Origin of the sequence: Aminobacter sp. P9b, from assembly GCF_045345995.1 — a bacterium.
In the GTDB taxonomy this organism is placed as follows: domain Bacteria; phylum Pseudomonadota; class Alphaproteobacteria; order Rhizobiales; family Rhizobiaceae; genus Aminobacter; species Aminobacter niigataensis.
In genome coordinates, this window is record NZ_CP150082.1 from 3,650,308 (window position 1) to 3,673,032 (window position 22,725).

The 22,725-nt window shown below is 62.0% G+C and carries 15 protein-coding genes; 13 read left to right on the forward strand and 2 right to left on the reverse strand.

Annotated elements, in window-relative coordinates:
* The first annotated feature begins 393 nt into the window (after positions 1 to 393).
* From WHT83_RS18000 to WHT83_RS18015, 4 genes are all read left to right on the forward strand, one after another.
* The gene (locus tag WHT83_RS18000; protein WP_406871930.1) at positions 394 to 1,176 is read left to right on the forward strand and encodes an aspartate/glutamate racemase family protein; all 783 of its coding nucleotides are present in this window, start codon (positions 394 to 396) and stop codon (positions 1,174 to 1,176) included.
* Between the two features lie 4 nt (positions 1,177 to 1,180).
* Positions 1,181 to 1,825 carry a flavin reductase family protein gene (locus tag WHT83_RS18005; protein ID WP_406871931.1) on the forward strand — a complete coding sequence of 215 codons (645 nt, stop codon included), beginning with the start codon at positions 1,181 to 1,183 and terminating at the stop codon, positions 1,823 to 1,825.
* Positions 1,826 to 3,426: 1,601 nt separating this feature from the next.
* Positions 3,427 to 4,224, forward strand: coding sequence for a hypothetical protein (locus WHT83_RS18010; RefSeq protein ID WP_406871932.1), 798 nt, complete (start codon positions 3,427 to 3,429; stop codon positions 4,222 to 4,224).
* Positions 4,225 to 4,326: 102 nt separating this feature from the next.
* Positions 4,327 to 4,884 (forward strand): transglutaminase-like cysteine peptidase, encoded by a 558-nt coding sequence (locus tag WHT83_RS18015; RefSeq protein WP_310322075.1) that lies wholly within the window; start codon positions 4,327 to 4,329, stop codon positions 4,882 to 4,884.
* 16 nt (positions 4,885 to 4,900) lie between these two features.
* Here the strand turns inward: WHT83_RS18015 and WHT83_RS18020 are convergent, their stop codons facing one another.
* Positions 4,901 to 5,383 carry a hypothetical protein gene (locus WHT83_RS18020; RefSeq protein ID WP_406871933.1) on the reverse strand — a complete coding sequence of 161 codons (483 nt, stop codon included), beginning with the start codon at positions 5,381 to 5,383 and terminating at the stop codon, positions 4,901 to 4,903.
* 7 nt (positions 5,384 to 5,390) lie between these two features.
* A complete protein-coding gene (locus WHT83_RS18025; RefSeq protein WP_406871934.1) occupies positions 5,391 to 6,125 on the reverse strand; it encodes a LuxR C-terminal-related transcriptional regulator in 735 nt (244 codons plus the stop codon).
* 1,022 nt (positions 6,126 to 7,147) lie between these two features.
* On the opposite strand from WHT83_RS18025, the gene WHT83_RS18030 reads away from it, so the two are divergent.
* The 9 genes from WHT83_RS18030 (at position 7,148) to WHT83_RS18070 (ending at position 22,679) form a co-directional block, all read left to right on the forward strand.
* The gene (locus WHT83_RS18030) at positions 7,148 to 8,965 is read left to right on the forward strand and encodes a hypothetical protein (protein WP_406871935.1); all 1,818 of its coding nucleotides are present in this window, start codon (positions 7,148 to 7,150) and stop codon (positions 8,963 to 8,965) included.
* 140 nt (positions 8,966 to 9,105) lie between these two features.
* Entirely contained in the window at positions 9,106 to 11,133 is a 2,028-nt protein-coding gene (locus WHT83_RS18035) for a type I secretion protein (protein ID WP_406871936.1), read from the forward strand.
* Positions 11,134 to 11,831: 698 nt separating this feature from the next.
* The gene (locus WHT83_RS18040; RefSeq protein ID WP_310322080.1) at positions 11,832 to 13,721 is read left to right on the forward strand and encodes a type I secretion system permease/ATPase; all 1,890 of its coding nucleotides are present in this window, start codon (positions 11,832 to 11,834) and stop codon (positions 13,719 to 13,721) included.
* A 15-nt stretch (positions 13,722 to 13,736) separates the two neighbouring features.
* Positions 13,737 to 15,080, forward strand: coding sequence for an HlyD family type I secretion periplasmic adaptor subunit (locus WHT83_RS18045; RefSeq protein WP_310322081.1), 1,344 nt, complete (start codon positions 13,737 to 13,739; stop codon positions 15,078 to 15,080).
* Positions 15,081 to 15,118: 38 nt separating this feature from the next.
* A complete protein-coding gene (locus WHT83_RS18050) occupies positions 15,119 to 16,741 on the forward strand; it encodes a GNAT family N-acetyltransferase (protein WP_406871937.1) in 1,623 nt (540 codons plus the stop codon).
* Positions 16,742 to 17,529: 788 nt separating this feature from the next.
* Positions 17,530 to 17,805: a hypothetical protein gene (locus WHT83_RS18055; RefSeq protein WP_406871938.1), complete on the forward strand. Its 276-nt coding sequence runs from the start codon at positions 17,530 to 17,532 to the stop codon at positions 17,803 to 17,805.
* Positions 17,802 to 18,182, forward strand: coding sequence for a hypothetical protein (locus WHT83_RS18060; RefSeq protein ID WP_406871939.1), 381 nt, complete (start codon positions 17,802 to 17,804; stop codon positions 18,180 to 18,182). Before WHT83_RS18055 ends, WHT83_RS18060 begins: the two co-directional genes overlap by 4 nt.
* Before the next feature lie 1,004 nt (positions 18,183 to 19,186).
* Positions 19,187 to 20,380, forward strand: a complete 1,194-nt coding sequence (locus tag WHT83_RS18065) for a DUF932 domain-containing protein (protein ID WP_406871940.1) — start codon at positions 19,187 to 19,189, stop codon at positions 20,378 to 20,380.
* A gap of 160 nt (positions 20,381 to 20,540) precedes the next feature.
* Complete coding sequence (locus WHT83_RS18070; RefSeq protein ID WP_406871941.1) at positions 20,541 to 22,679, forward strand: ParB/RepB/Spo0J family partition protein; 2,139 nt, start codon at positions 20,541 to 20,543, stop codon at positions 22,677 to 22,679.
* Positions 22,680 to 22,725 lie beyond the last annotated feature (46 nt).

Here is a 22,725-nt window from a genome sequence, read left to right on the forward strand (position 1 = left end):
TGGGTAGCTCCTCTCTTTGATGGTCGTTCCCTGGCGCCTTGAAACTTCCGCTACGGAAATTTAGCACTCTCTTGTATAGACATATCATTCTAGGCATGTATACAATCTTTCGTCAACATCGTATTTTTTGAAAGGAAGTTTCGCGGACGGACAGGTCGCCTTACACGCTTGATGGGAGAGGACGCGCTCGTCACTGAGGCGGGTCGAACGGAGCCTGGAGGCCTGAGGCCCTCCAGACTGGCGGCAAAACTCCGCTGAAAAGCTCCATTTTGCCATGCCTAAGGCACTACGGATCGATCTAATGCGAAGCAACGCAAGCATTTCGAAGACGAACCACCGCGTCTGGAAAATCCAAACCTGACAAATTATTGTATACAGAAATGGAGACAACGAGTGCGAATTAAGCTGATAAATCCCAATACCACTGCTTCGATGACCGAGCTCATGGGCGAAGCCGCGCGTGCGGTCGCAGCACCCGGCACCGAAGTTCTTCTTGCGACATCTCGGTCCGGCGCAGCATCGATCGAAGGGCACTACGACGAAGCCTTGAGCGTCCTCGGGACGATTGACGAGATACTCCAGGGGGATGCAGCCGACGCATATGTGATCGGCTGCTTCGGCGATCCGGGGTTGCTCGCGGCCAGGGAGATCACGGCAGCTCCGGTCATCGGCATTGCGGAGGCGGCGATGCATGCGGCGACATTTGTCGCCACCAGCTTCTCCATCGTCACCACACTCGAACGCACCCGCATCATCTCCGAACAGCTGGTGCGCAACTACGGCATGCAGGACCATTGTCGACGTGTCCGGGCCACCGACGTCCCCGTGCTGGAGCTGGAAAGGCCTGAATCCAGCGCCCGCGCCATCATCCTGAGTGAGTGCGAGGAAGCGCTGCGCAATGATCGCTCGGAAGCAATCGTTCTCGGCTGCGCCGGCATGGCGGACCTGGCAAAGTACCTGGAAAGACGGCTCGGCGTGCCGGTGATCGACGGTGTGGCCGCCGCCGTGAAGTTCGCCGAAGCCATCGTCGGAATGGGCCTGCGCACGTCCAAGGCAGGCGACCTGGCGTACCCGTTGCCGAAACCCTATGTCGGCAAGCTCTCCAGCTATGCCCCCGCCAAGCTGTTTCCGACGACTACGCTTCAATCAGCCAAACGTTTCGCAATTTCAGGGTAAAATCATGGATTTCGATTTCGCCGAGCTGCCTGAGATGGACCGCTACCGGTTGCTCACCAACTTCGTCGGGCCGCGTCCCATAGCACTCGTCACCACCATTGACGAGCACGGCTGCAACAATGCCGCGCCGATGAGCTTCTTCAACGTGTTCTCGCATGAGCCGCCGCTGCTCATCCTCGGCATGCAGACCCGTTTCGACGGCACCGCCAAGGACACCGTCGCCAACATCAGGCGTTCAGGCGAGTTCGTCGTTCACATGGTCGACATGGCGATCGCGAGCGAAATGATCGTCACCGGCATCAGCTTCCCCGCCGAGGTCGACGAGATCGAGTTCGCTGGCCTGACCAGCACCCCCTCGATCAAGGTCGCGGCACCGCGCATCGAGGAATCGCCCTGCGCCATGGAGTGCCGGGTGTCGCAGATCCTCGACTACGGCCGCCGCACCATCGTCATCGGCGAGGTGGTGCAGATGTACGTCCGCGACGAATGCCTAGACGAGCGCGGGCGTTATGTCCGGCCCGAGGTCTACCAGCCGATCGCGCGTCTCCACGCCGATAACTATATCGTCGCCGCCAACCAGTTTACCCTGAAGAAGCCTCATGAACTTCTCCATCATGAGAGGTCAGCGGGCCGCGAAACAAAAGGCTAGCTGTTGCCGTTGGCTGCCTACGTCCTTTGAGCTACTGATCGTGGATGGGCGCCCGTTGACGGGCCGCCCATCGACGACCATTACCCATGTGAGGGCGGGGTTTTGCATTTTTTCGCGCATGTGCCAGCCCTCTCCTCGCCGCGGACGTGCCCAATGCGAACTGCGCCTCAACCATAAATATGGGACTGGGCCTTGCACATCGCGTTTCTGGCGATCAAGCGGCCGATTTGGCCGCCGCCGAGGAACCATGTTTGCAAACGCCCCCCTCTTCGCAGAACCATAAAGTTCAAAGCTCTCAACGCCACAAGCGAGGGGCCCCCGACTGATAGCATTGCAACTGGTACTGCCGACATCACCTGTGCCCCGTGGACCGAGACAGGAGGACAACAGTAACGGGGGCCCACGTGGATGGTGGATGGCAGCGAAGGGGCGTGCCTAGTCCCTGACCTAGCAATTACTCGAGTGGGTGGAAAGTCACCTGCCAGGCCGTCCCTTCCAGGCGGACAAAAGCCACTAGCTCGAGTTAGGCCCTTTGAATGTTACTTGGCGGCCTAGCTCGTTTGGTAATCTGTTGGATGATAGGAAAGTGGCATAGCATTCGTTACAGTGGCCCATCGGATTTTTTTTGGGGGGGGGCATCATGGGTGCGGCGCGATTACGTACCATAGTGAGGGGCCTGGTCCGCTCAGCAGTGGTTGTGACATCCATGATCCATGCTGGATTTGCGAGTGCACACCAGGCTGCCTTAAGCGCGACTTATCCAACCGCCTCCTACTGCGGTGGGAATCCCGCAGTAGGAGAGTGCCAGCGGATACCGAATGCGGCGGTCAAGACAACACCGAATGGCTTCGTTGTAACTCTCCACCCGGGCGCTCATTACCGGATCACTGGTAGGCAGAGGTTTCTTATCCCGTACGGGGACGAAATCATTTCGCAGGACCGCAACTATTACATTTGCGTTCATCCCACCCAAGAACAGTTAAACTGCTTCTTCGCTCCTCCGAATGGGGTTTCATCCTGGGCGCAAACTCGCTTGTGAGGCCCTTGCTCGCTAGCCTGCATTGCGTTCCATCGGCGTATGCCGCGATATTGACAGGGCCGTCGTATTCGCGCGGCGTCCGTCAATCCCAGCACCTGACCATGCAACGCGAGGTCCTGCGGCATCTCCTCAAGATTATCCCAGCCATAGCCCGTACCCGCACGGCTGCATTGCGGCCACCTATGTCGAATGGTCGAACCTAGGGGAGATGCATTCGGTCGTGCCGTCGACAAACGCCTACGAGCCCGGGATGCGCAAACCTGCGTAAAGGTCTCTTCGACCGTGAGTAGCGGCGGGGTCTCAAACCGCGACAACGCACCCACCGCCAGTCGCATCGCGACAGCTGCCATTGAGACGTGCCGGCCGCGTCCTAGAGGTGGAGTCGTCAAACGAACACCGAAGGCGTACCAGAAGCCGTGCGCCTTCCACTCGACGGTCTCAATGTGCTTGCGCGCAGCTTCGCCCCGGCCTTTCCCGTATGGCCTAGCGAAAGCGATCCCGCGCTCCAACCGGCCGCGCTCAATAAGAAACCGGGCGGCAAAAGCCGCCCGGCATATCTCGCGTGTTGCCAGATCAGGTTCGGCTAAGCTCAGTCGTCACTACCCCCGCCACCGCCGCCGCCGCCGCCACCGCCGCCGCCGCCACCGCCGCCGCCGCCACCGCCGCCGCCGCCACCGCCGCCACCGCCGCCGCCGCCGCCGCTACCGCCACCGCCGCCACCGCCGCCACCGCCGCTGGAATCACTGTCGTCGCCGTCGTCGCCATCATCGCTGCCGCCGCCACCGCCGCCACCGCCACCGCCGCCGCCACCGCCACCGCCACCGCCGCCGCCACCGCCGCCGCCGTCGCCATCACCGTCGTCGCCATCATCGCCATCGTCGCCGTCGTCGCCATCATCACCGTCATCACCATCATCACCATCATCACCGTCGTCGCCGTCGTCGCCGTCATCACCGTCGTCGCCGCTATCGCCGTCGTTTCCGGTGCCTTCGTCCTCGCCATCATTCTCACTGCCGGCCAATACGGCCGCGATCAGCGCCGTTGTCAGCGGTGGGCACTGGGCCAGCTGATCAGCCGACATAATGCTGCTGCGATTGAGCGCGATGCAGCACATTTCATAGTTGCTTTGGGAAAGTGGCTGGCATTGCGCCGCCGCCATGCGCGGCCGGACGTTGCTCTGGGCAGATGCGGGGAAAACAAAGCTGACTGCCGCAAGAGCAGAGGAAACCAGCAGAATCGTGTGAATCCTGCGCACGCAGGTTGGGTACGTCGTCATTTCTTCCTCCTGAGGGAAAAAACGCGCCCGTCCCCAAACTGGCGCTATGATCACGTGCTCCGATCATCGGAAACACTTTGTTAATCATACAACCTTTTGAAATCGGTGCAAAGATCGCTCTCATGGGTTGATTTATCTAGCTCTAATATGCTGTCTGCTAGTACCCATTGAGAGGGGGAACAGCACATGCATAAGTTCGCGGCGCTCGTTGCGATCGCCTTGCTTTCTGCTGGTTGCAGCCAGTCTGCCACCTCAGGATCAAGCATGAGCACGGTCGGCTATGCCTTTGCCCCGCCGGCGGCAAACACCTTTTGCACTAGACAACCGGGACTATGCAGCACCGCCGGCAAGGCCAAGGTGATGGCGCTGACCGAAGCGCGCATGCGCGACCTCAAGCGGGTCAATGCCTCGGTCAACCAGCGCATCCAGCAACGTGAGGATATCGCCACCACCGGGCGCGACGACGACTGGCGGCTGCCGACATCAGTGGGCGATTGCGAAGACATCGCCATCCTCAAGAAGAATGAGTTGCGCAAGCTCGGCTGGCCGGCCTCCACGCTGCTGTTGACCGTCGCCACCTATGGCGGCACCGGGCACACTGTGCTGACGGTCCGCACCGACAGCGGCGATCTCATCCTGGACAACCGCACCGGCGCCATCAGGAACTGGAAGAGCACGCCCTACCGCTACTTTGCACGGCAGTCGCAGTCGGAGAGCGGAAGGTGGACGCGTATCGGCGCTTGAGAAGCCCCGTTTCCGCTCAGTGCGGAAACGAGTTCTCCTCGACGATCTTCCAGATCTGCCGGTTGATGTCCCTGATCGCCTCGATCGAGGCCGAGATGCGATGCATCTCGTTGTCGTCGAGTTCCTCGTTCTTGCCGTAGCGGACGCTGTCCTTGCTATCGAAGATGCGCATCAGCTGGGTGCTTGCACGCGTGCCGGTCTCGTCGAACGAATAGATGCAGTGGCTGTACTTGTTGCGCAGCTTGCCTTGGTGCGTCAGCTGATCGGCGACTGAAAGCACGGCGTCCCTGCAGGCCTGCGGTGTCTTCGCCATCTTGGCGAGCCGCTCGACGAGGTCGAGGCGCGCACGTGTCGTGTTCAATGTCAGGAAGATGATGATCGCCGTTTCCTTGTCGATCTTGGCAAGACCGGCGATCAAATAGATGAGCAGGCTTTCGGTGTTGGTCCAGGTGTAATTGAGCTGGCCAACGGTAAGCAGCACGTCCTGGAAACGCGGCATCTTGCTCTCATGACAACGTTTGCTGCGCATGAAGCACAGCGACATCGCCGATACGCCGCTCGCCGCCGCTGTCCCGCCGCTTGTGAAAGACCGCGGCAGCTTCGGTGCGGTTGTGTACGCCGAGCTTGGTGATGATGTTGTGCAGGTGGGTATTGACCCTGCGCTCGGAAAGCCCGCGCGCCGCAGCGATCAGCTTGTTCTGCAGGCCACGCGCAACCATGGCCAGAGTCAGCAATTCCTCTTCCGTCAGCTCGTCGAAATCGTCGGTGGCCTCGTCGTGGGTGACCTGCTGCTTCGGCGCAGGAGCTTCTAGTTTGACGATAGGCTCGGCATTTCCGGCACGTCGCCGCTCGATGATCGGCTCGAACAGTGACAACGGGAAGTATTCGCCGCCGCGCAACACCAGGCGCAACACTGACAGCCACACGTCAAGCTTGAGATTCATCGGCAGGACGCCACGCACATTGCGCGCCGTGACCACGTCGCGGATCGAAACTTCCTGCCGCCCGTCTTCCTGGATCAGCACGATTTGCGCCAACGGATGCAGGAGCGAGAGCAGCTCGGACTGGAATGCGATCTCCGGCAGCTGCTTGGCCTCCACCAGGATCAGCGATAGGGGGGCATCAAAACCTACGCAGGCCTCAGCGAGCGTCGGCACCTGATCGACGGTGATCCAGTAAAACTCGCGTTCGATTGCGAAAACCAAGGTCTCCGAGATGAAATCCACCGGCGCAACGATCAATAACGTCTTGCAGGCTTCTTGCCCGGAGCCGTCCGGTCCGTTAGCGCAGCCTGCGCTGGGAGTAACCACTCGGTACATGAGGTCCCCACCCAATGCAGCTGCTTGATGAAGAACATTGTTTAGTGATCGTACACTACGTGTTTATGGCACGGTATAAGCAAAATGAGCTATCGGATGCTGTGATCTCGCCGCTCCGGTAGCATGCGAAGTCTGGGAGTGCCCCCCGTTTCGCCGCGGCCGGCGGCGGGGATTATGCGCTGAGGCAATGAATTCTCGGGGGCGTTTGAACTTCAGCGCTGAGTGCGGGTGGGGTTCGCACTAGTCTTCGAACCAGCCCAGCAGCAAGGCCTGGATCGTGTCGGTGTCGGACAGGTTGTGGGTCGAGGCATGGTCGCGTTTGAGGGTTTTGAAGTTAGGACTCAGGCGTGCCGTGCTCTGGTCCAGGGGCTACTAATTATGGTGAAGAACAGAGTCAGGCCAACGGCAGCAGCAAATCGATGTCAAACAAACCCGTGGTGATCAGGCGACATAGCTCTCTCTATCGAGCGTTTGGGGACATTTAAGCCCAAGTGGTGCGCTCTTCAGCCAGAGTGTCGATTCATTTGACGGCATTAGCTAGATCAACTTGCGAGCTCTAGCTTGCTAAATTGCTCAAACAGCCTAGCGCAAACTGTTGGCTTACAATTTCCCGGTCTCGGCCACAGACTTTGTTGGTTCCGCCAGCATGGGCGTGGCGTATGCGGGGCTTCAAAATTGAACATCCAATGCCGTTTGCACACGGCGCGACGTTCACCTCATTGTGGAGACTCCGAGCACCGCCCCACACTCAACAAGGGAGGTATCGGCCAGCCAACAACGATGCGGGATCAATGGCCATCAGTCCCCTCGGCCTGACGATCCGGTCAATTCCATCTGAATACATCTGAATACAGTGGAAAATAGACAACAGCCCGCGTGACCCCAAGACCGTGTGAAAGATGAGAACGGTCCAGCGATCGCGGTCCTAACCTAAGGACAAGACGATGTCTGATCGTAACAGCAACAATCTCAATGCGTTTGGCCTGCAGTTCGTCGGCAACGAAATCGAGCTGGGCGGCGACAGCGAGAACGAAAACAAGAACGAAAACGAGAACAAGAACGAAAACGAAAACAAGTCCGAGAACGAGAACGAAAATAAGTCCGAGAACGAGAACGAAAATAAGAACGAGTCGGAAAACAAGAACGAGAACGAATCCAAGAACGAGAACGAGAACAAGTCCGAGAACGAAAACGAGAATAAGAACGAATCCAAGAACGAGAACACCAACGAGAACAAGAACGAGACCAAGGTTGACGTCGACGTCGACGTCGATGTCGAGCTCCAAGGCCGCCTCGGCGACTACAAGGAAGACAACGACTTCGCCGACATCGACACCGATGGCGGCGACATCAAGGGCGACGTGCTGTTCAGCAAGGACGGCGACGTCACCTACGATCCAGGCGATGACATCAACTTCAAGGACATCTTGAACGGCTCGATGGGCGCCAACAGCAACGCCTTCCTCATCAATCAAACCGCCGACATGGTCGACAACGACAAGCTTGAAGAAGCAACCGTCAAGAACGATGGCGACTTCAAGCAAGAGTTCGACAACAAGGGCGGCAAGGCTGACGCCGGCGACGGCATCAATGCCGGCGGCGGCGGCGGCGACGGCGGCGAAGCCAAGGGCGGCGAAGCCGACGGCGGCGACGGTGGCAATGCCAAGGGTGGCGAAGCCGACGGTGGCAAGGGCGAAGGTGGCCTGGCGCTGAGCGCTGCATTGGGCGGCGACGCCAAGGGCGACACCAAGGCCGAAGGTGGCGACAGCAAGGGCGGCAGCGCCGATACCGACGCTGACGGCGGCAAGGGCGACGGTGGCAGGGGTGGCGACGGTGGCACCGGTCTCGGTCTCGGCCTCGGTCTCGGCCTCGGTGCCGGACTTGGTCTGGGCGCGGGCGAAGGTGACTCGGGCGATGCCAAGGGCGATGGCGGCAATGCCAAGGCCGACAGCGGCGACGCCGATGCCGATTCCGGCAAGGCCGACGCCGGTAGCGGTGGCGACAGCGGCGACACCGAAGGCGGTGACGCCAAGGGCGATGGCGGCGACGGCATCGACGCATTCGTACCGGTCATCCCGGTGCTGAACTTCGGTGAAGGCGGCGATGCCAAGGGCGACGGCGGCGACGCTGATTCCGACACCGGCCGCGGCGGCGACGCCGATTCCGGCGATGCAGACGCCGACAGCGGCGACGCCAAGGCGAACGCCGGCGATGCCAATGGCGATACCGGTGATGCTCTCGGCTTCGGCCTCGGCGCAGGCGTCGGCTATGGCGAAGGCAATGGCGACGGCGAAGGCAATGGCGGCGGCGGCGGCGGCGGCGGCGCAGGCACCGGTGGATCCGCAACGGCAGGTGCCGCGACTGGCGGCGCAAGCACTAGCGGTAGCGCCTGGGCCTATGGCGACGGCGACGGCGGCAACGCACTGAGCGGCGCCTGGGCTGACGGCACGGGTGGCAACGCCACTGGCGGCGGGGCCTGGGCTGGCGGCGGCGGCGGCGGCGGCACGGTCGGCGAAGCCTGGGCTGGCGCCGGTGGTGCAGGCGGCGACGGCGGCATGTGGGGCTCGCAGAACGGCGACGACGGCTATGTCACCGGCACAAGCGAAGCTAGCGCCGATGCCATCATCGACACCAGCGCCTTCAACCAGCAGATCGTGATGGGTGCCAACCTGCAAGGCAATACGGTCGACATGACCGTAGTGGGCGGCAACTTCACCGAGACGCTGACGGGCGAAGACTCCAGCGACCACAGCACGCTCTAAGCCATCGGCATGAAGGTTCCGCCTTGCGGAGCCAATGAGCCGGACTGCGCGGGGTTACCCCGCGCAGTCCATCTTGGCCGGTGGAGCATGTGCAGCCTCACCGCGCCTGAACTCCGGGCGGAGGCACTGTGATGTATGCCGTGTATTTTGATAGGATCACCGAGACGATCGCGCACTTCATCGGCCTGTTCGACACGGCCAGCGAGGAGGCGCGCCTCAAGCAGGCCTATGACGAATTCCGGGCAAAGCAGGAAGCCGAAGAGCAACTGCCCGAGCACCAGACGGCCGCCATCAAGGTCGACACCTCCCATTCCCTCGAGGATTTCGATCCGAGCCTGAAGTATATCGGCGTAAGGCCCGAAATCGAACAGCTCACAGTCTGGTCGAAGGTCGCGTTCACCCCTCCCGATGTACCGGTCCCCGACGGACCATTCCTGCGCGATTTCACCCGCCTCCCCGATGGCACTACGGTCGGATCGGGCGGTGTCGTCCTACCTCAGATCGAGCCGCCGGGCGATTTGGCCGCCATCATCAATCAGGAAATCCGGCTTTCCGACAACGACTATGTCGGCTTTGGCGGCAGCGGGCTGAAGTTCACCCCGCCACCAGTCGATGATACCCCGATGACCGATCTGCAGCAGGCCGCTGCCGACCTGTCGCCGATCGACGACCTCACGCTTCCGGGCACCACTGAAGAGATGGCGAGCTTCGTCACGACCGCCATCGCGCGGTTCGACAGCTTCGATGCCGACGACCATGGCAACGCGGACGTCTTCACCACCAAGGGCGAGACGATCGAAGGCACCTATTTGAACGGCCAGTTGGTCGACGAGGCCGACGTTCCGAAGATGGAAGACCACGTCAACTTCCTGAAGGAAGAGGACGAGGACGCCAAGGGACCGGACGCACCGCTCGACACGAGCGTATCCCCTGAATCGAGCGACTTCATGGATGGCTGGGGTGACGGCACGGCCAATCCGAGCGTCGAGATCAGCACGGGCGGCAACACCGTCATCAACAACGCCGTGGTCGTCAACGACTGGGTCTCGGCCGAAGTCATGGCTGTCATGGGTGACCATTTCTCGATCAACGCGATCGTCCAGATCAACGCCTCCTGCGACGTCGACAGCGTCGGCGCGGCAGTCGGTGGCTGGCCCTTCGACCCGGGTGGCCAGGACCAGAGCTTCAACATCGCGATGTTCAAGCACATCGATCCCTCGGCAGGAGAAGTAGACGCACCCTCCGAGGCGCCGCCCAGCTTCCCCGCCTACTACGTGGTCACCGAGATTTCGGGCGACCTGATCATGATGAACTGGATCAACCAGTACGCATTCATCACCGACAACGATGTCTGCATCGCCTCCTCGTCCGGCGTGCAGTCGGTCGTCTCGACCGGCGACAATGTCGCCTTCAACGGCGTCAGCCTGAACGAACTGGGCAACTACTACGATCTGATCATCATCGGCGGCAACATCTATGACGCCAGCATCATCCACCAGCTCAACCTTTTGATCGACAACGACACGATCGGCGCGGTCGATGGCTTCTCGACAACAGGTGAAGGCTCGGTCTCGACCGACGGCAACCTGCTTTGGAACCAGGCCAGCATCATCAATGTCGGCAATGGCACCACCGAGCCGCTGCCCGACGGCTACAACACCGCCGCAGGCAACCTCGCCGCAGGCAATCACGAACTGCCAAATTCCATTCTGCAGGATGCCGCATTCCAAGGCATCGGCGTGCTGCGCGTGCTCTACATCTCGGGCGACATCTACAATCTGCAGTACATCAAGCAGACGACCGTGGTGGGCGACAGCGACCAGGTCGCGCTCGCCATGAACCAGATGGTCGCCAACCCCGACACGGAATGGACGATCACCACCGGCGGCAACCAGTTGGTCAATGATGCGACCATCGTCGACGTCGACGGCTACTCCAAGATCTACGTCGGCGGCGACAGCTATTCCGACGAAATACTGATCCAGGCAAACCTGGTCTCCAGCGATCCGGATCTGGGTGAGCAGAACCCCGACATACTCGTCACCGAAGCCGTCGCTTTTCTCGACGACGGCGGCGACGACACGGGTGACGCCGCCCTTTCAACTCCGATCGCACCGCAACCCGCAGATTCCGCGTCGGCTGACGTCATGCAGCACATGCTGGGCTAGTCGACCAAGAGGGGCATAAGATGACCGACGACCGTGAAGGCTGGAGTGGTTTTCATAACGTGCCGGACGACGGCGACAGTCAGGACAGCCCACAAGCGCGTCCACGGTCATCGGAGCCCAAGCCATTGCCGCAGGCGCGGCTGTCGAATGCCGTAGCTCCCCAGGAGCAGGCACTCGACCGGCTGGAGCGGTATATCGAAAACGTTGTGGGCGAGTTGCACGACGCCGCCGGCGATAAGCCGGAAGCCAAGGCGGCCCCGGCTGAACCTGTGATCCCTGCAGAACGTCCGGCGCCGCAGGCCCAGGCGCCAGCGCCACAGTCTCCGGCACCGCAGCCTCCGCAGGCAAGCGCCAAGCCGGCGCACGCTCCCCACCCCCAGCACGCGGCCGCCAAGCCGGCGCATGCGCATCAGCCATCCCAGAGGCCATCTGAGCCCTCGATCATACCTCCGGAGCGGAGCGCTACGGCTCAACGCCCCCAAGCGTCTGCCCCCGCCGAAGCAGCACCGGGCACGCGGCCTCAACCGGCCACACGTGCAACTCCGGAGGAACCCATTGCTGCGCCCCAACGCCAGGCTGCGGCCCCTGAAGTGAGTCCAGAGTCTAGAGAGGCGTCTCAACCGGCCGCCACGACGGCATCGGCTCCCCCTCGCCCCGCGATGCGGGTAAGCGAACCGCAGGGACCGGCAAAGACCGAGATGAAAGACACCTCGATGCCAGTCGGCAAGGTGATCGACGCTGACAGCGGCCCGATCAAGGCGAAAGAAAAGCTGCCTGAAGCCAAGGGTCCGAACGGCGGCGACGTCGATGGCGGTGGCGGCGGGGGTGGCGGCGGAGGCGGTGGCGGTGGCGTCTTCCACAAGCGCCTCGGCCCGATCGACTTCTCGGCCTCGCTCAAGACCGGCCTGAAGGTTGTCAAACGCAACCTTCTCATCGTCATGCTGTTCACACTGGCCAGCAACGTGCTGGTGCTGGCGATCCCGCTCTACCTGTTCCAGATTTCCGATCGCGTTCTGACCAGCCGGTCCGTCGACACGCTGGTCATGTTGACGGTCGTGATCGTCGGCGCGGTGGTCCTGCAGACCATCTTCGACGCCATTCGCCGCCTCATCCTGATGCGGACGGCCGTCGAAGTCGCAGCCCAATTGGGCGCTCCGATCCTGAGTGCCGCAGCACGCGCCGCACTCCACAGCAATGGCCGCGAATATCAGACCCTGAGCGATCTGCAGCAACTGCGCTCGTTCCTGGTATCGGGCACGCTGCTGACGCTGCTCGACGCACCCTTGGCGCCGCTGTTCGTGCTCGCCGTGTTCCTCGTCCATCCGCATCTTGGCTTCATCGTCGTCACCACCTCGCTGATCCTGCTGGTCATTACCATCATCAACCAGCGCTCGACCGCGGCCCCATTTGGCGAGGCCAACACCTTCCAGAGCAAAGCCAATCTGCATCTCGACTCGATGTCGCGGAACTCGCAGATCATCAACGCGCTCGCCATGATCCCGGAAGCCGTGCGCATCTGGGGCAAGGACACCGCGAGCTCGCTGCGCGCCCAGGTCATTGCCCAGGATCGCAACATCGCCTTTGCGGCGACTTCGAAGGCGACCCGCTTGCTCACCCAGGTCGCGATGCTCGGCTGGGGTGCGCATCTCGCACTCGACGGCCACCTCAGTGGCGGCATGGTAATTGCCGCGTCGATCATCGCCAGCCGCGCGCTGGGCCCGATCGAAGGCGCCATTGAAGGCTGGAACCAGGTCATCCAGTCACGCGCCGCCTATGGCCGCATCGCCAGCCTGCTGCAGACGTCGCCGCTCAATTTCGAACGGCTCAACCTGCCGCGCCCGGAAGGCCGGCTCGACGTCGAGCGCCTGTTGTTCGTGCCCCAGGGCACCAAGCGCGTCGTGCTCAACGGCATCACCTTCGCGCTCGCTCCCGGCGACTCGCTTGCCGTCATCGGCAATTCGGGCGCCGGCAAGACGACGCTCGGCAAGATGCTTGTCGGATCGATCCTGCCGACATCGGGCAATGTGCGCCTCGACCTGATGGACCTGCGCAATTGGGACCAGCGCCAGTTCGGCGAAAACATCGGCTACCTGCCGCAAGATGTGCAGCTGTTCCCTGCCACGATTAAGGCCAACATCGCCCGCATGCGGGAAGATGTCAGCGACGCCGAGATCTACCAGGCGGCGATGCTTGCCGACGTGCATGAGATGATCGCCACCTTGCCACACGGCTACGAAACCTTTGTCGCCGCCGATGGCGCCCCCCTCTCCGGCGGCCAGAAGCAGCGCATCGCGCTTGCCCGCGCCTTCTTCGGCAACCCCCGAATGGTCGTGCTCGACGAGCCGAATTCTAACCTTGACGCCGCCGGCGACGTGGCACTTGCCCGCGCGCTCCAGCACGCCAAGGAAAACAAGATCACCGTCATCACCATCACGCAGCGACCGGCGCTGTTGCAGAGCGTCGACAAGATCCTGCTGCTGGTCAACGGCACGGTGGCCTTGTTCGGCCAGCGTCAGGACGTGCTCCAGGCGCTTGCGCAGCGTGGGCTGAGCATCGAGGGCGGCTCGTTCGGCCATCAGATTCCGTAAGTAGGGGGCAATGTCATGAGCGACACGGCAATCGTAAAGGTCCACGACCTCGAATGGTACGCCGACGTGCCGCGTTCGATCGGCAAGCAGACCAAGGTCGGCCTGCTCCTCATAGCGCTCACCTTCGGCGGCTTCGGCACATGGGCCTTCACCGCCCCACTTGCCGCCGCGATCATCGCCCAGGGCTCGTTTGTCGCCGCAGGTCAGAACAAGATCGTCCAGCATCTCGAAGGCGGCATCATCAAGGAGCTTTTGGTCAGCGAGGGCGACCGTGTTCGCTACGACCAGCCGCTGGTACGTCTCGACGAGACGGCAGCACAGGCAGCCGAGCGGCAGCTCTTCCTGCGCCAGGTACGCCTTGACGCCATCGCCGCCCGGCTGAATGCCGAGATCAGCGGCGCCCCCAGCATCACCTTCCCCGGCAACGTCAGCGACAACATCAACGATCCGGAGATCAAGCCGATCGTCGAAGGCCAGCAGCTGAACTTCACCGCCGCGCGCGGCAAGCTGCAGAGCGAGATCGGCCTGCTCAAGCAGAACATCGCCGCCTACCGCTACCGCGCCGACGGCTATCAGCAACAGCATGACGCCGTGCAACGGCAGCTGGCGTTGATGAAGGAAGAGTATGCCGGCAAGAAGTCGCTGCTCGACAAAGGCCTGCTGCGGGCAACCGAAATCAAGGCGATCCAGCGCGCAATGGCCGATGCCGAAGGGCAGATCGGCCGCCTCGCCGCCGAGGTCTCCGAGATCGGCTCGGAAACGATCAAGCTCGAACAGCAGATCAAGCAGGCCGAGGAAGCCTACAGGCAGGCAGCACTCGAGCAGTTGCAGAACCTCGAAGGCGATCTCGACACGATCCGCGAACAGCTGCGCCAGGCGCAGAGTGTGCTCAACCGCGTGACGATCAACGCGCCGGTCGCCGGCACCATCGTGCGCATGTACTACCACACATCGGGTGGCGTCATCGAAAGCGGCAAGCCGATCGTCGAGATCCTGCCGTCCGACGTTCCACTGGTCATCGAGACACTGATCTCGCGCACCGACATCGACAACGTCCGTGTCGGCCAGTTGGCCACAGTGCGGCTCACGGCGCTCAACCGGCGCACCACGCCGGTGCTCGACGGCCAGGTGATCTACGTCTCCGCCGACGCCTTGCCTGACACTTCGGGTCCGGTGGCGCGCGAAGTCTATGTCGCCCGCGTCAGCCTGTCGGCGGACCAGATCTCGCGCGTTCACGGCTTCTCGCCGACGCCCGGCATGCCTGCCGAGGTGCTGGTCCAGACCGAGGAGCGGACATTCTTCAGGTATCTGACCAAGCCGATCGCCGACAGCATGTCGCGCGCATTCATGGAGCGTTGAGCGAGGGGGGAGAAGCCATGTCGTTGAGGGGGACACAAATGCAGGTCGACGTCATTACCGATCTTGAAGCGCTGGCTAAGCTGCAACAGGACTGGGAGCGCCTGTACAAGGCCGACCCGGAGGCGCAGTTCTTCGTCTCGTGGGCATGGCTGGTGCCTTACATGCGCTTCTACAAGGGCGCCTGGTTCGTGCTTGCCGCGCGGCTTGGCGATCCGGGATCGCCTTATGTCGCGCTGATGCCGCTGCGCATGCGCACCCGCATGAGCGGCGCCACCGGGCTGTTCTTCAACGAGATCAGCATGGCCGGCAACAATGCCGCCGACTACACCGGCGCCATCTGTGATCCCGGCCATGCCGAAATGGCGTTGAAGGCCTTCGGCCGCCACGTCGCCCAGATGGGCTGGGCGCGGCTCAATCTCGAAAACCTGCGCATGTCGCGGGAGCGTGTCTTCGCCTTCATCGGCCAGTTCTCGCGCGATATCTTTGCCATGCGCGAGTTCAGCCGCGTCAATGCAGCCGACAATGTCGACAACTGCCGCTGCTTCGCGGCCGCCCTGCCCGACACATTCGACGGCTATCTCGAAAACGTGCTGAGCACCAACACCAGGCAGAAGCTGCGGCGCTTCCTGCGCAAGGTCGATGCTGGCGAGCTGCGCATCACCCGCGCAGATGCCGACACCTACGAGCGCGACATCGATACGCTGCTCGAACTCTGGCGGATAAAATGGGGCGCCCGCAAGGGCGACCGGCTGGCCGCCATCCTGCACAACAATCGCCGCGTGCTGCGCGACAGTTTCCGCAATGGCACGCTGTTCCTGCCGGTCCTGTGGCAGGGCGACCGGCCGCTGGGCGCGCTCGCCATCTTCGTCGACCCGGTCAAGAAGGCATTGCTCTTCTTCATGGCCGGCCGCGACGAGACCGTGACCTCCATTCCCGCCGGCCTGATCCTGCATGGCCACTGCATCAAGCTGGCCATCGAGAACGGCCTCACCACCTATGACTTCCTGCGCGGCGACGAGCCCTACAAATTCGCCTTCGGCGTGACCGAGAGCAAGATCAACTGCGCCCAGATCTACACCAAGAGCGGGCGCAATGTCGGCGACCGCCTCGATCCCCGTTCGCTCAACGGCATCTTCGCCGAGGTCACGCGCTTCCACCAGCAAGGGCAACTGGCAAGAGCGGAGAACGGCTACCGCCAGATCCTCGCCAGTGACGCCACCCATTCCCGCGCGCTGTATGGCATCGGCCAGTTGCTGTCGGCCAAGGGCGAGCACCGCGAGGCGCTGGCGCACTACCAGACGCTCGCCAATTCAGTGCCGACATCAACCAAGGCATGGCTCAGGTTGGGCATCGAATTGCAGGCGCTGTCGCGGCACATCGAGGCAGCAGAGGCGTTCCGCAAGGTGCTCTCGCTCGCACCCGATTTCGCCGGCGCAGAGTTCTCGCTGGCCAAGAGCCTGGCAGCACTCGACCGCATCGAGGACGCGATCGAAACGCTGGAGGCATTGGAGCACAAACTCAAGGCCGCATCGCGCGACGACACGCTGCTGGCCAAGACCAGGATCATGCTCAAGCGGCTGAAACTGGAAAGCCGGCCGAGCTACATCATGCTCAATCCGGATCGGAAGTCGGCTACACAGTTCGTCAGCGCGGCGCTCTAGACCGGCGGCATCGAGGCCGCTGGCCGCCGGCAAACAGACTATGCCTGTCCCTACGAGCCTGAGTAGCCCGCGCCGTTTCGACCGCCATTTAACGACCAATGTCGCGCGTTCGAACTACTGGCACGCTCGACAAGTTCGACCGCCTATCTGTATTGGCAAGTCAATTCAGTCATTGTCAGAGACTGCGAACGCGCAATTGCTTAGTTTGGTGCAACCGTTGGGTAGTCGGCGGGTAGGTTCCACTTTGTTCGATGCCCATTCGGCGTCAGATTGTGGTGGGTACCAATGCGCGTGCAAATGAGCAGTCGGCAAAGCTCCTTTGAACCTCTACCATGGCGCGGGCTCGCAGCGGCCCGGTAAGGAAATAGTGTTGCGATGCATCGGCAAACGCGGGCCATCTTCGGCTCTTGCACCCATACGCAGAACTGCATGTCGAACGATAGGTTGGCCGACCAGGTGGCTGCGTGAGGCGCACGGATCTTGGGCGAAATGCTCGCTGGCAAGGTAATGTTCGAGCCACTCCACTGGCCAGCCATCATAGACGCATCACGTGCGCCTCTGAGGGGCCCAACTCCGAGATGCTGGGGAATGCGAGGTCCACTCCCATTTTTGGTCAATATTACAATGCAGCTCGTCGGGGTGAAGATGGCCGATAGCGTTTCGAACAAGCCTCCGACCCCCGCAAGACGCTGTGATCGAGAGGCACAACCTCCCCCGACTTTGGTCCGGGTGGAGCTTTGCAATGCGGCTTCCAAGCCACGAGGGTCAGAACGGAAATGGAGACAGATATGAACCAACAAGCCAGTGCGGTGGGGTACCGCAACGACGGCACGTCTGCAGCAGGCAGGATCCGAGGCGCGAAGATGTGGGCACTCGCCTTCGCCACCGCCATGCTCGTGGCCGGCCCGGCGGCGGCACACGAATTTACCGCTGCGATCGTGAGCTTCGGCGAGGGGCGCGAGGCGCGGCTGGCCGAAGCGGTGCGGGGTTTCCTCCTGGCGGCGGACGAACGCGACGGGCATGCGGGCGAGACTTCGGATGGCCATCGGGCGGGGTGGACGTGAACATACTCCCGCTGCCAGCCGAGGCCGCCTCGAAAGTCGACGGCCTTTACGGCCGGCCCGCCGCGACGCCCGACGTGGTGGTGGTGCTCGGGCCGGAAAAGGAGGCCGCGGCAGCGCAGGCCGGGGATTTGGCGGACAGCGTCGCGCTGCGCCCGGGCACCTTGCCGGCCCGCTCGGTCTGGGCCGAGGCCACGGCTGCCGACAGCTTCGCCGCGCGCTATCGCAGCGCCTTTGGCACCGCCCCCACCGAGGCAGCGGCCGAGGGCTACAATGCCGCACGCCGTCTCGACCTTGCCATACGGCCGCTGGACGGCACCGAACCGCGTGCCAACCTGGCGTCGGCGCTGGCGAAGACCGAAGCCGGCATCGGCTGGTAGGCGCCACAGACGTGCGGATGTGGGAGAGTGCCTACACCGCATGTTCCTTCGAATGCGCGAAGCTCGCGGCATTAAGGGGAAATGGACGGTCCGGGCAGCCTTCCGATCACGCGCGAAGCTGATCGAAGTGTCATTCCAAGTGATGCTCCATGAAGGTTGAGATGGATGCGTAAGAATAGTCGTAACCCTCCCGCATTTTATCCGGCCGGGATGACTTTATAGAATGCTCCGCAGATGCGGCGCGTCCGTCGAATGGGTCCGCATCGACGTGTCCTCGCACTGCGTAGGTTAAGGTCCGAAAGGGAACTTGTGTTTTACGACGCGGATCGAACGGCGGGACGCATTGACGGCAGCGAAAAGCTCGAATCCTAAAACGCTTGAAACTCGGGCAGGTATCCAAATCCGGTTCGGGATCCGAAAACCAATGGGCATGCGCCTTGCAACGGACCCGGCTGCAATCGCAGTGAAACAAATCCCGAGACGATTGGCTCGTCGATCCTCGCTTTGAGACGCTTGGCGCAGTTGCAAGGGCGGCGGATCACGCCACTCAACCATAGAGCGCATTTCTAAGTCGCTGATGGGGCCTTTAACGGCCCTTCCAATTTGGAGCTTTTCGACTCCAACGATAGAGGTTCGGCGACCCACGTCCCGCATCATGCACTCACCGACCGAAATCCGGCAACGAGACCAACATATAGCGCTGTCGTCCAGGCCCAAGCGGTCGCCGGAAAGCGCGCCACTAGGTAGCTCCATCTACATAGGCTGTCGCAGCGCTATCCCCGTCTATCTGATCGACACCGGTAGCTCCCTCGCTGGCGGTACGCCTTTACTCAGTGCGTTCAAGAATGTTCTTTCCCTCTTTCCAGCCGGAGACTCGTAGTCGAAGCCGGACGTTTGGCGAACCACGCCCGCCGGCGCCGCGCGGGAGTGAGAGATAGGCCAGCCGTCCATGACGGCTTGAGGTCGGAGGAGAGGCTTCCGGCGCCGTCATGGAGGTTTCTGCCATGAACACGCAAGTTCTTGATGCCACTCGCCAGCTCAATGGTGGCTTCAAAGTGGATGTGACGCGCGGCGAGCGCGTCGGCCGTGTCTCGTCTGAATGGTTCTCGCGGCCCGACGACGAGCGCTTTCTGTCTCTGAACGACCTGGCCCATACAGTTCGCACACGATCCGAAAGCGGCCGTATCCGGACCGTCGAAAGTGAGCGCATCCAGGTCGAGGCGAGCCGAAGTGATCCGGAACGGCTGAGGCTTATCCTCCCCGGTGCAGAGACACCCGTCACCCCAACGCATTGGAGTTTCGGACAGCTCGCAAGTCTCGTCGGAGCGCCCGCGGCTTATCTGCGCCAACTCCCCGCCTCGCTGGCCGGCATCAATCTGCAGTACGGTCTCGCAACGCATCGCGCAGAGCAGGTTAAGACCCTTGAAACGGGCGACGGTCGGATGGAATTGCGGGCCGTCACCGGCCCGGACTACGGCCGCATCTACGACCACGAGCTCGTCGACGCTGTCCAGCGCATCGCCGGCAACGGCACCGGCGACACCCGATGGAAGGTCCCAGGCGTGCTCGACTGGTCAACTGGCATCTACAATCCCGGTGTCGACATCACCAAAGACACCACGACGCTTTACGCTTCAGACCGAGATGTTTTCATCTTCCTCGTAGACGATCTCAATCCGATCGAGGCAGGTAAGCTTCCGGATGGCTCGCCCGATCTCTATTTCCGCGGCTTCTATTGCTGGAACTCCGAAGTCGGGGCCAAGACGCTGGGAATTGCGAGCTTCTATCTCCGCGCTGTATGCCAGAACCGAAACCTCTGGGGCGTCGAGGATTTCGAGCAGATAACCATCCGTCACTCGAAATACGCCGCCTCCCGTTTTGCGAGCGAGGCAGCGCCCGCGCTTCGCAATTTCGCCAACTCTTCGCCGGCGCCTTTCGTCACTGGCATCAAGGCATCGCGCGAACGGATCGTCGCGCGCAACGACGAGGACCGCTCTGAATTCCTGCGCCGACGCGGCTTCTCCAGGGCCGAGACTGCTAAAATCATAGACACCGTGCTGATCGAGGAAGGCCGCCCGCCCGAGAGCATTTTCGATTTCGTGCAGGGCATCACGGCCGTCGCGCGAGACAAACCCCATCAGGATGCCCGCCTCGATATGGAGGCGAAGGCCAAGAAGCTACTCGATCGAGCCGCCTGATCGTTACTGCATTCCGGGAGCCCATCCGGACTTCCCCTTTGTGTCTTACCGGGTCTCAGGCTGTGTGGTGCTGCCCTCCAGAGGAAGAGGGCGGCGCTTCGCTTCGTGACGGATTTCAGATCCGAGAGAGAGCTCTCGGGGTCCGTCGTGGAGAACGACCATGGCCAAAGCTGCCAAGAAGAAGCCCGCCGTCGCGTTGATCGTCTTTTCGCAGTCGCGCGACATTCCGTTCAACCGGATATTCCTGTCGGAGAGCAATGTGCGTGAGCTCAACGTCGAAGAAGGTCTCGACGAACTCACCCATGACATCGACCGACGCGAGGACATCGTGCAGGGTCTCAATGTCCGCGCTATCATGGACGCCGATGGCAACGAGACCGGCGATTTCGAGACGCCGGCGGGTGGGCGCCGCTACAGGGCAATTGCGCGACTGGTGGAAGCCGGCCGCTTTCCATCCGACGGTCCCGTCCCGTGCCTCGTCAAGAAGGCCAACGCGAAAACATCCGCCGTCGATGACTCGCTTGCGGAAAACACTGTGCGTCTCGCCCTGCATCCCCTCGACCAGTTCAAGGGGTTCAAGCGCATGCTGGACGATGGCTTATCGAAAGAGGAAATCGCTGACGCCTATCGCACTACGCCGCGCTACATCACCCAGCGTCTGCGTCTCGCAACGGTGGCGCCGACCCTACTTGACGCGTATGTGCGCCAAGAAATGACGCTCGCAATGCTCGAGGCATTCACCGTCAATCCCGATCATGGGCGACAGGAGCAGGTCTGGGAGCGCATCTGCGTTTCCTGGCAGAAAGAGCCGTGGCAGATCCGTCGCATGCTGACCGAGACGACGGTCTCAACTACCGATAAGCGTGCTCGCTTCATCGGCGTCGACGCCTACAAAGCCGCCGGCGGCATTGTCCTGCGTGATCTCTTCTGTGACGACACCAGCGGTTGGCTGGAGAATGTCCCCCTCCTTGACCGCCTCGTCGATGAGAAGCTGCAAGGCATCGCAGACCAACTGGCCAAACAGGGCTGGAAGTGGATCGCAGCACATGTCGAACTTCCCTATGGCCACGCCAACGGTCTACGGAAGTTGATCGGTGTGACCGAGGAACTCACCGAAGAGGAGTGCGCAACCCGCGAAGCCTTGCGCAACGAACAAGAAGGTTTCGAGGCCGAATACAGCGATGCCGACGAACTGCCAGACGCCATCGACCAGCGGCTTGCCGAAATCGAAACGGCACTCTCGACCTTCGAAGACAGGCCCACGACATTCGACCCAGCCGACATCGCTCGCGCCGGCGTTTTCCTCAGCATCAGTCGGCAAGGGGAGCTTGTTGTCGACCCAGGTTATGTCCGACTCGAGGACGAGGCCCCGAGCGTGGCCAACAGCGAAAGCGGTGAAGACCCCAACGAGGACCCCTCGTTTCGAGACGGTGACCGTGACGGCGTTCAGCGCACCGTCGTCTCTATCGGCGGCCAACCACCCCACAAAGAGGAAGAGGACGACGAGGTCATCAAACCCCTTCCCGAGAGCCTGATCGGCGAACTCACCGCCCACCGCACGCTCGCGCTGCAGAACGCACTCGCCGGCAATCCCCATGTCGCAATGACGGCGCTGCTACATCGCATGGTGATGGAGCGCTATCATTATGCCGCTCCGACCGGATGCCTGGAAATCTCGGTGCGCCAGACCGCCTTCTTGGCGCAGGGGACAGATCTCAAGGAAACCCCATCGGCGAAGGCGATCATCGAGCGCTATGACGCTTGGCAGGCTGACCTGCCCTCGGACGAAAGGGCGCTCTGGGACTGGGTCGCCGCGCTCGATGATACGAGCCGGATGGCTCTTCTCGCCCACTGCGTCAGCTACGGTGTCAACGCGGTCCATGAGCGCCCAAACCCGTATGGCGGCTCCGGCCCAACCCAGCACAGCCTCAATTGCCGTCTCGCTGGCGCCGATCGGCTCGCGCGCGCGACCGGGTTCGACATGGTGACGGACGCCCATTGGAGGCCGACCGTCGATAACTATCTCGGCCGGGTCACCAAGGCGCGCATCCTTGCAGCTGTGCGCGAAGGTGCAGGTGAGCGCGCCGCCTCGCTTATCCAGCATTTGAAGAAGGGTGACATGGCGCAAGAAGCTGAACGTCTTCTCAGCGATGCCGGGTGGCTGCCCGAACCGCTGCAACTCCTCGCCGCGACAGACGTCGAAGAAGTGGCGGCAGACGGTGGCGCAACGGCAATTGGCGAAACTGGCGCCATGCATGACACTGATACCGACGAGGTTCCTCCCATCGCGGCCGAATGAAGCCACCCTGCCCCAATACCTGGCCCGCCGGCGACGGCGGGCCAAA

Bases quoted from the DNA above. Each gene is read 5' to 3' on its own strand.
- WHT83_RS18020 (WP_406871933.1), bottom strand. From the start codon at position 5,383: ATGCCGCGTTTCCAGGACGTGCTGCTTACCGTTGGCCAGCTCAATTAC.
- WHT83_RS18030 (WP_406871935.1), top strand. From the start codon at position 7,148: ATGTCTGATCGTAACAGCAACAATCTCAATGCGTTTGGCCTGCAGTTC.
- WHT83_RS18045 (WP_310322081.1), top strand. From the start codon at position 13,737: ATGAGCGACACGGCAATCGTAAAGGTCCACGACCTCGAATGGTACGCC.
- WHT83_RS18040 (WP_310322080.1), top strand. From the start codon at position 11,832: ATGAAAGACACCTCGATGCCAGTCGGCAAGGTGATCGACGCTGACAGC.
- WHT83_RS18050 (WP_406871937.1), top strand. From the start codon at position 15,119: ATGCAGGTCGACGTCATTACCGATCTTGAAGCGCTGGCTAAGCTGCAA.
- WHT83_RS18070 (WP_406871941.1), top strand. From the start codon at position 20,541: ATGGCCAAAGCTGCCAAGAAGAAGCCCGCCGTCGCGTTGATCGTCTTT.
- WHT83_RS18055 (WP_406871938.1), top strand. From the start codon at position 17,530: ATGAACCAACAAGCCAGTGCGGTGGGGTACCGCAACGACGGCACGTCT.
- WHT83_RS18005 (WP_406871931.1), top strand. From the start codon at position 1,181: ATGGATTTCGATTTCGCCGAGCTGCCTGAGATGGACCGCTACCGGTTG.
- WHT83_RS18015 (WP_310322075.1), top strand. From the start codon at position 4,327: ATGCATAAGTTCGCGGCGCTCGTTGCGATCGCCTTGCTTTCTGCTGGT.
- WHT83_RS18065 (WP_406871940.1), top strand. From the start codon at position 19,187: ATGAACACGCAAGTTCTTGATGCCACTCGCCAGCTCAATGGTGGCTTC.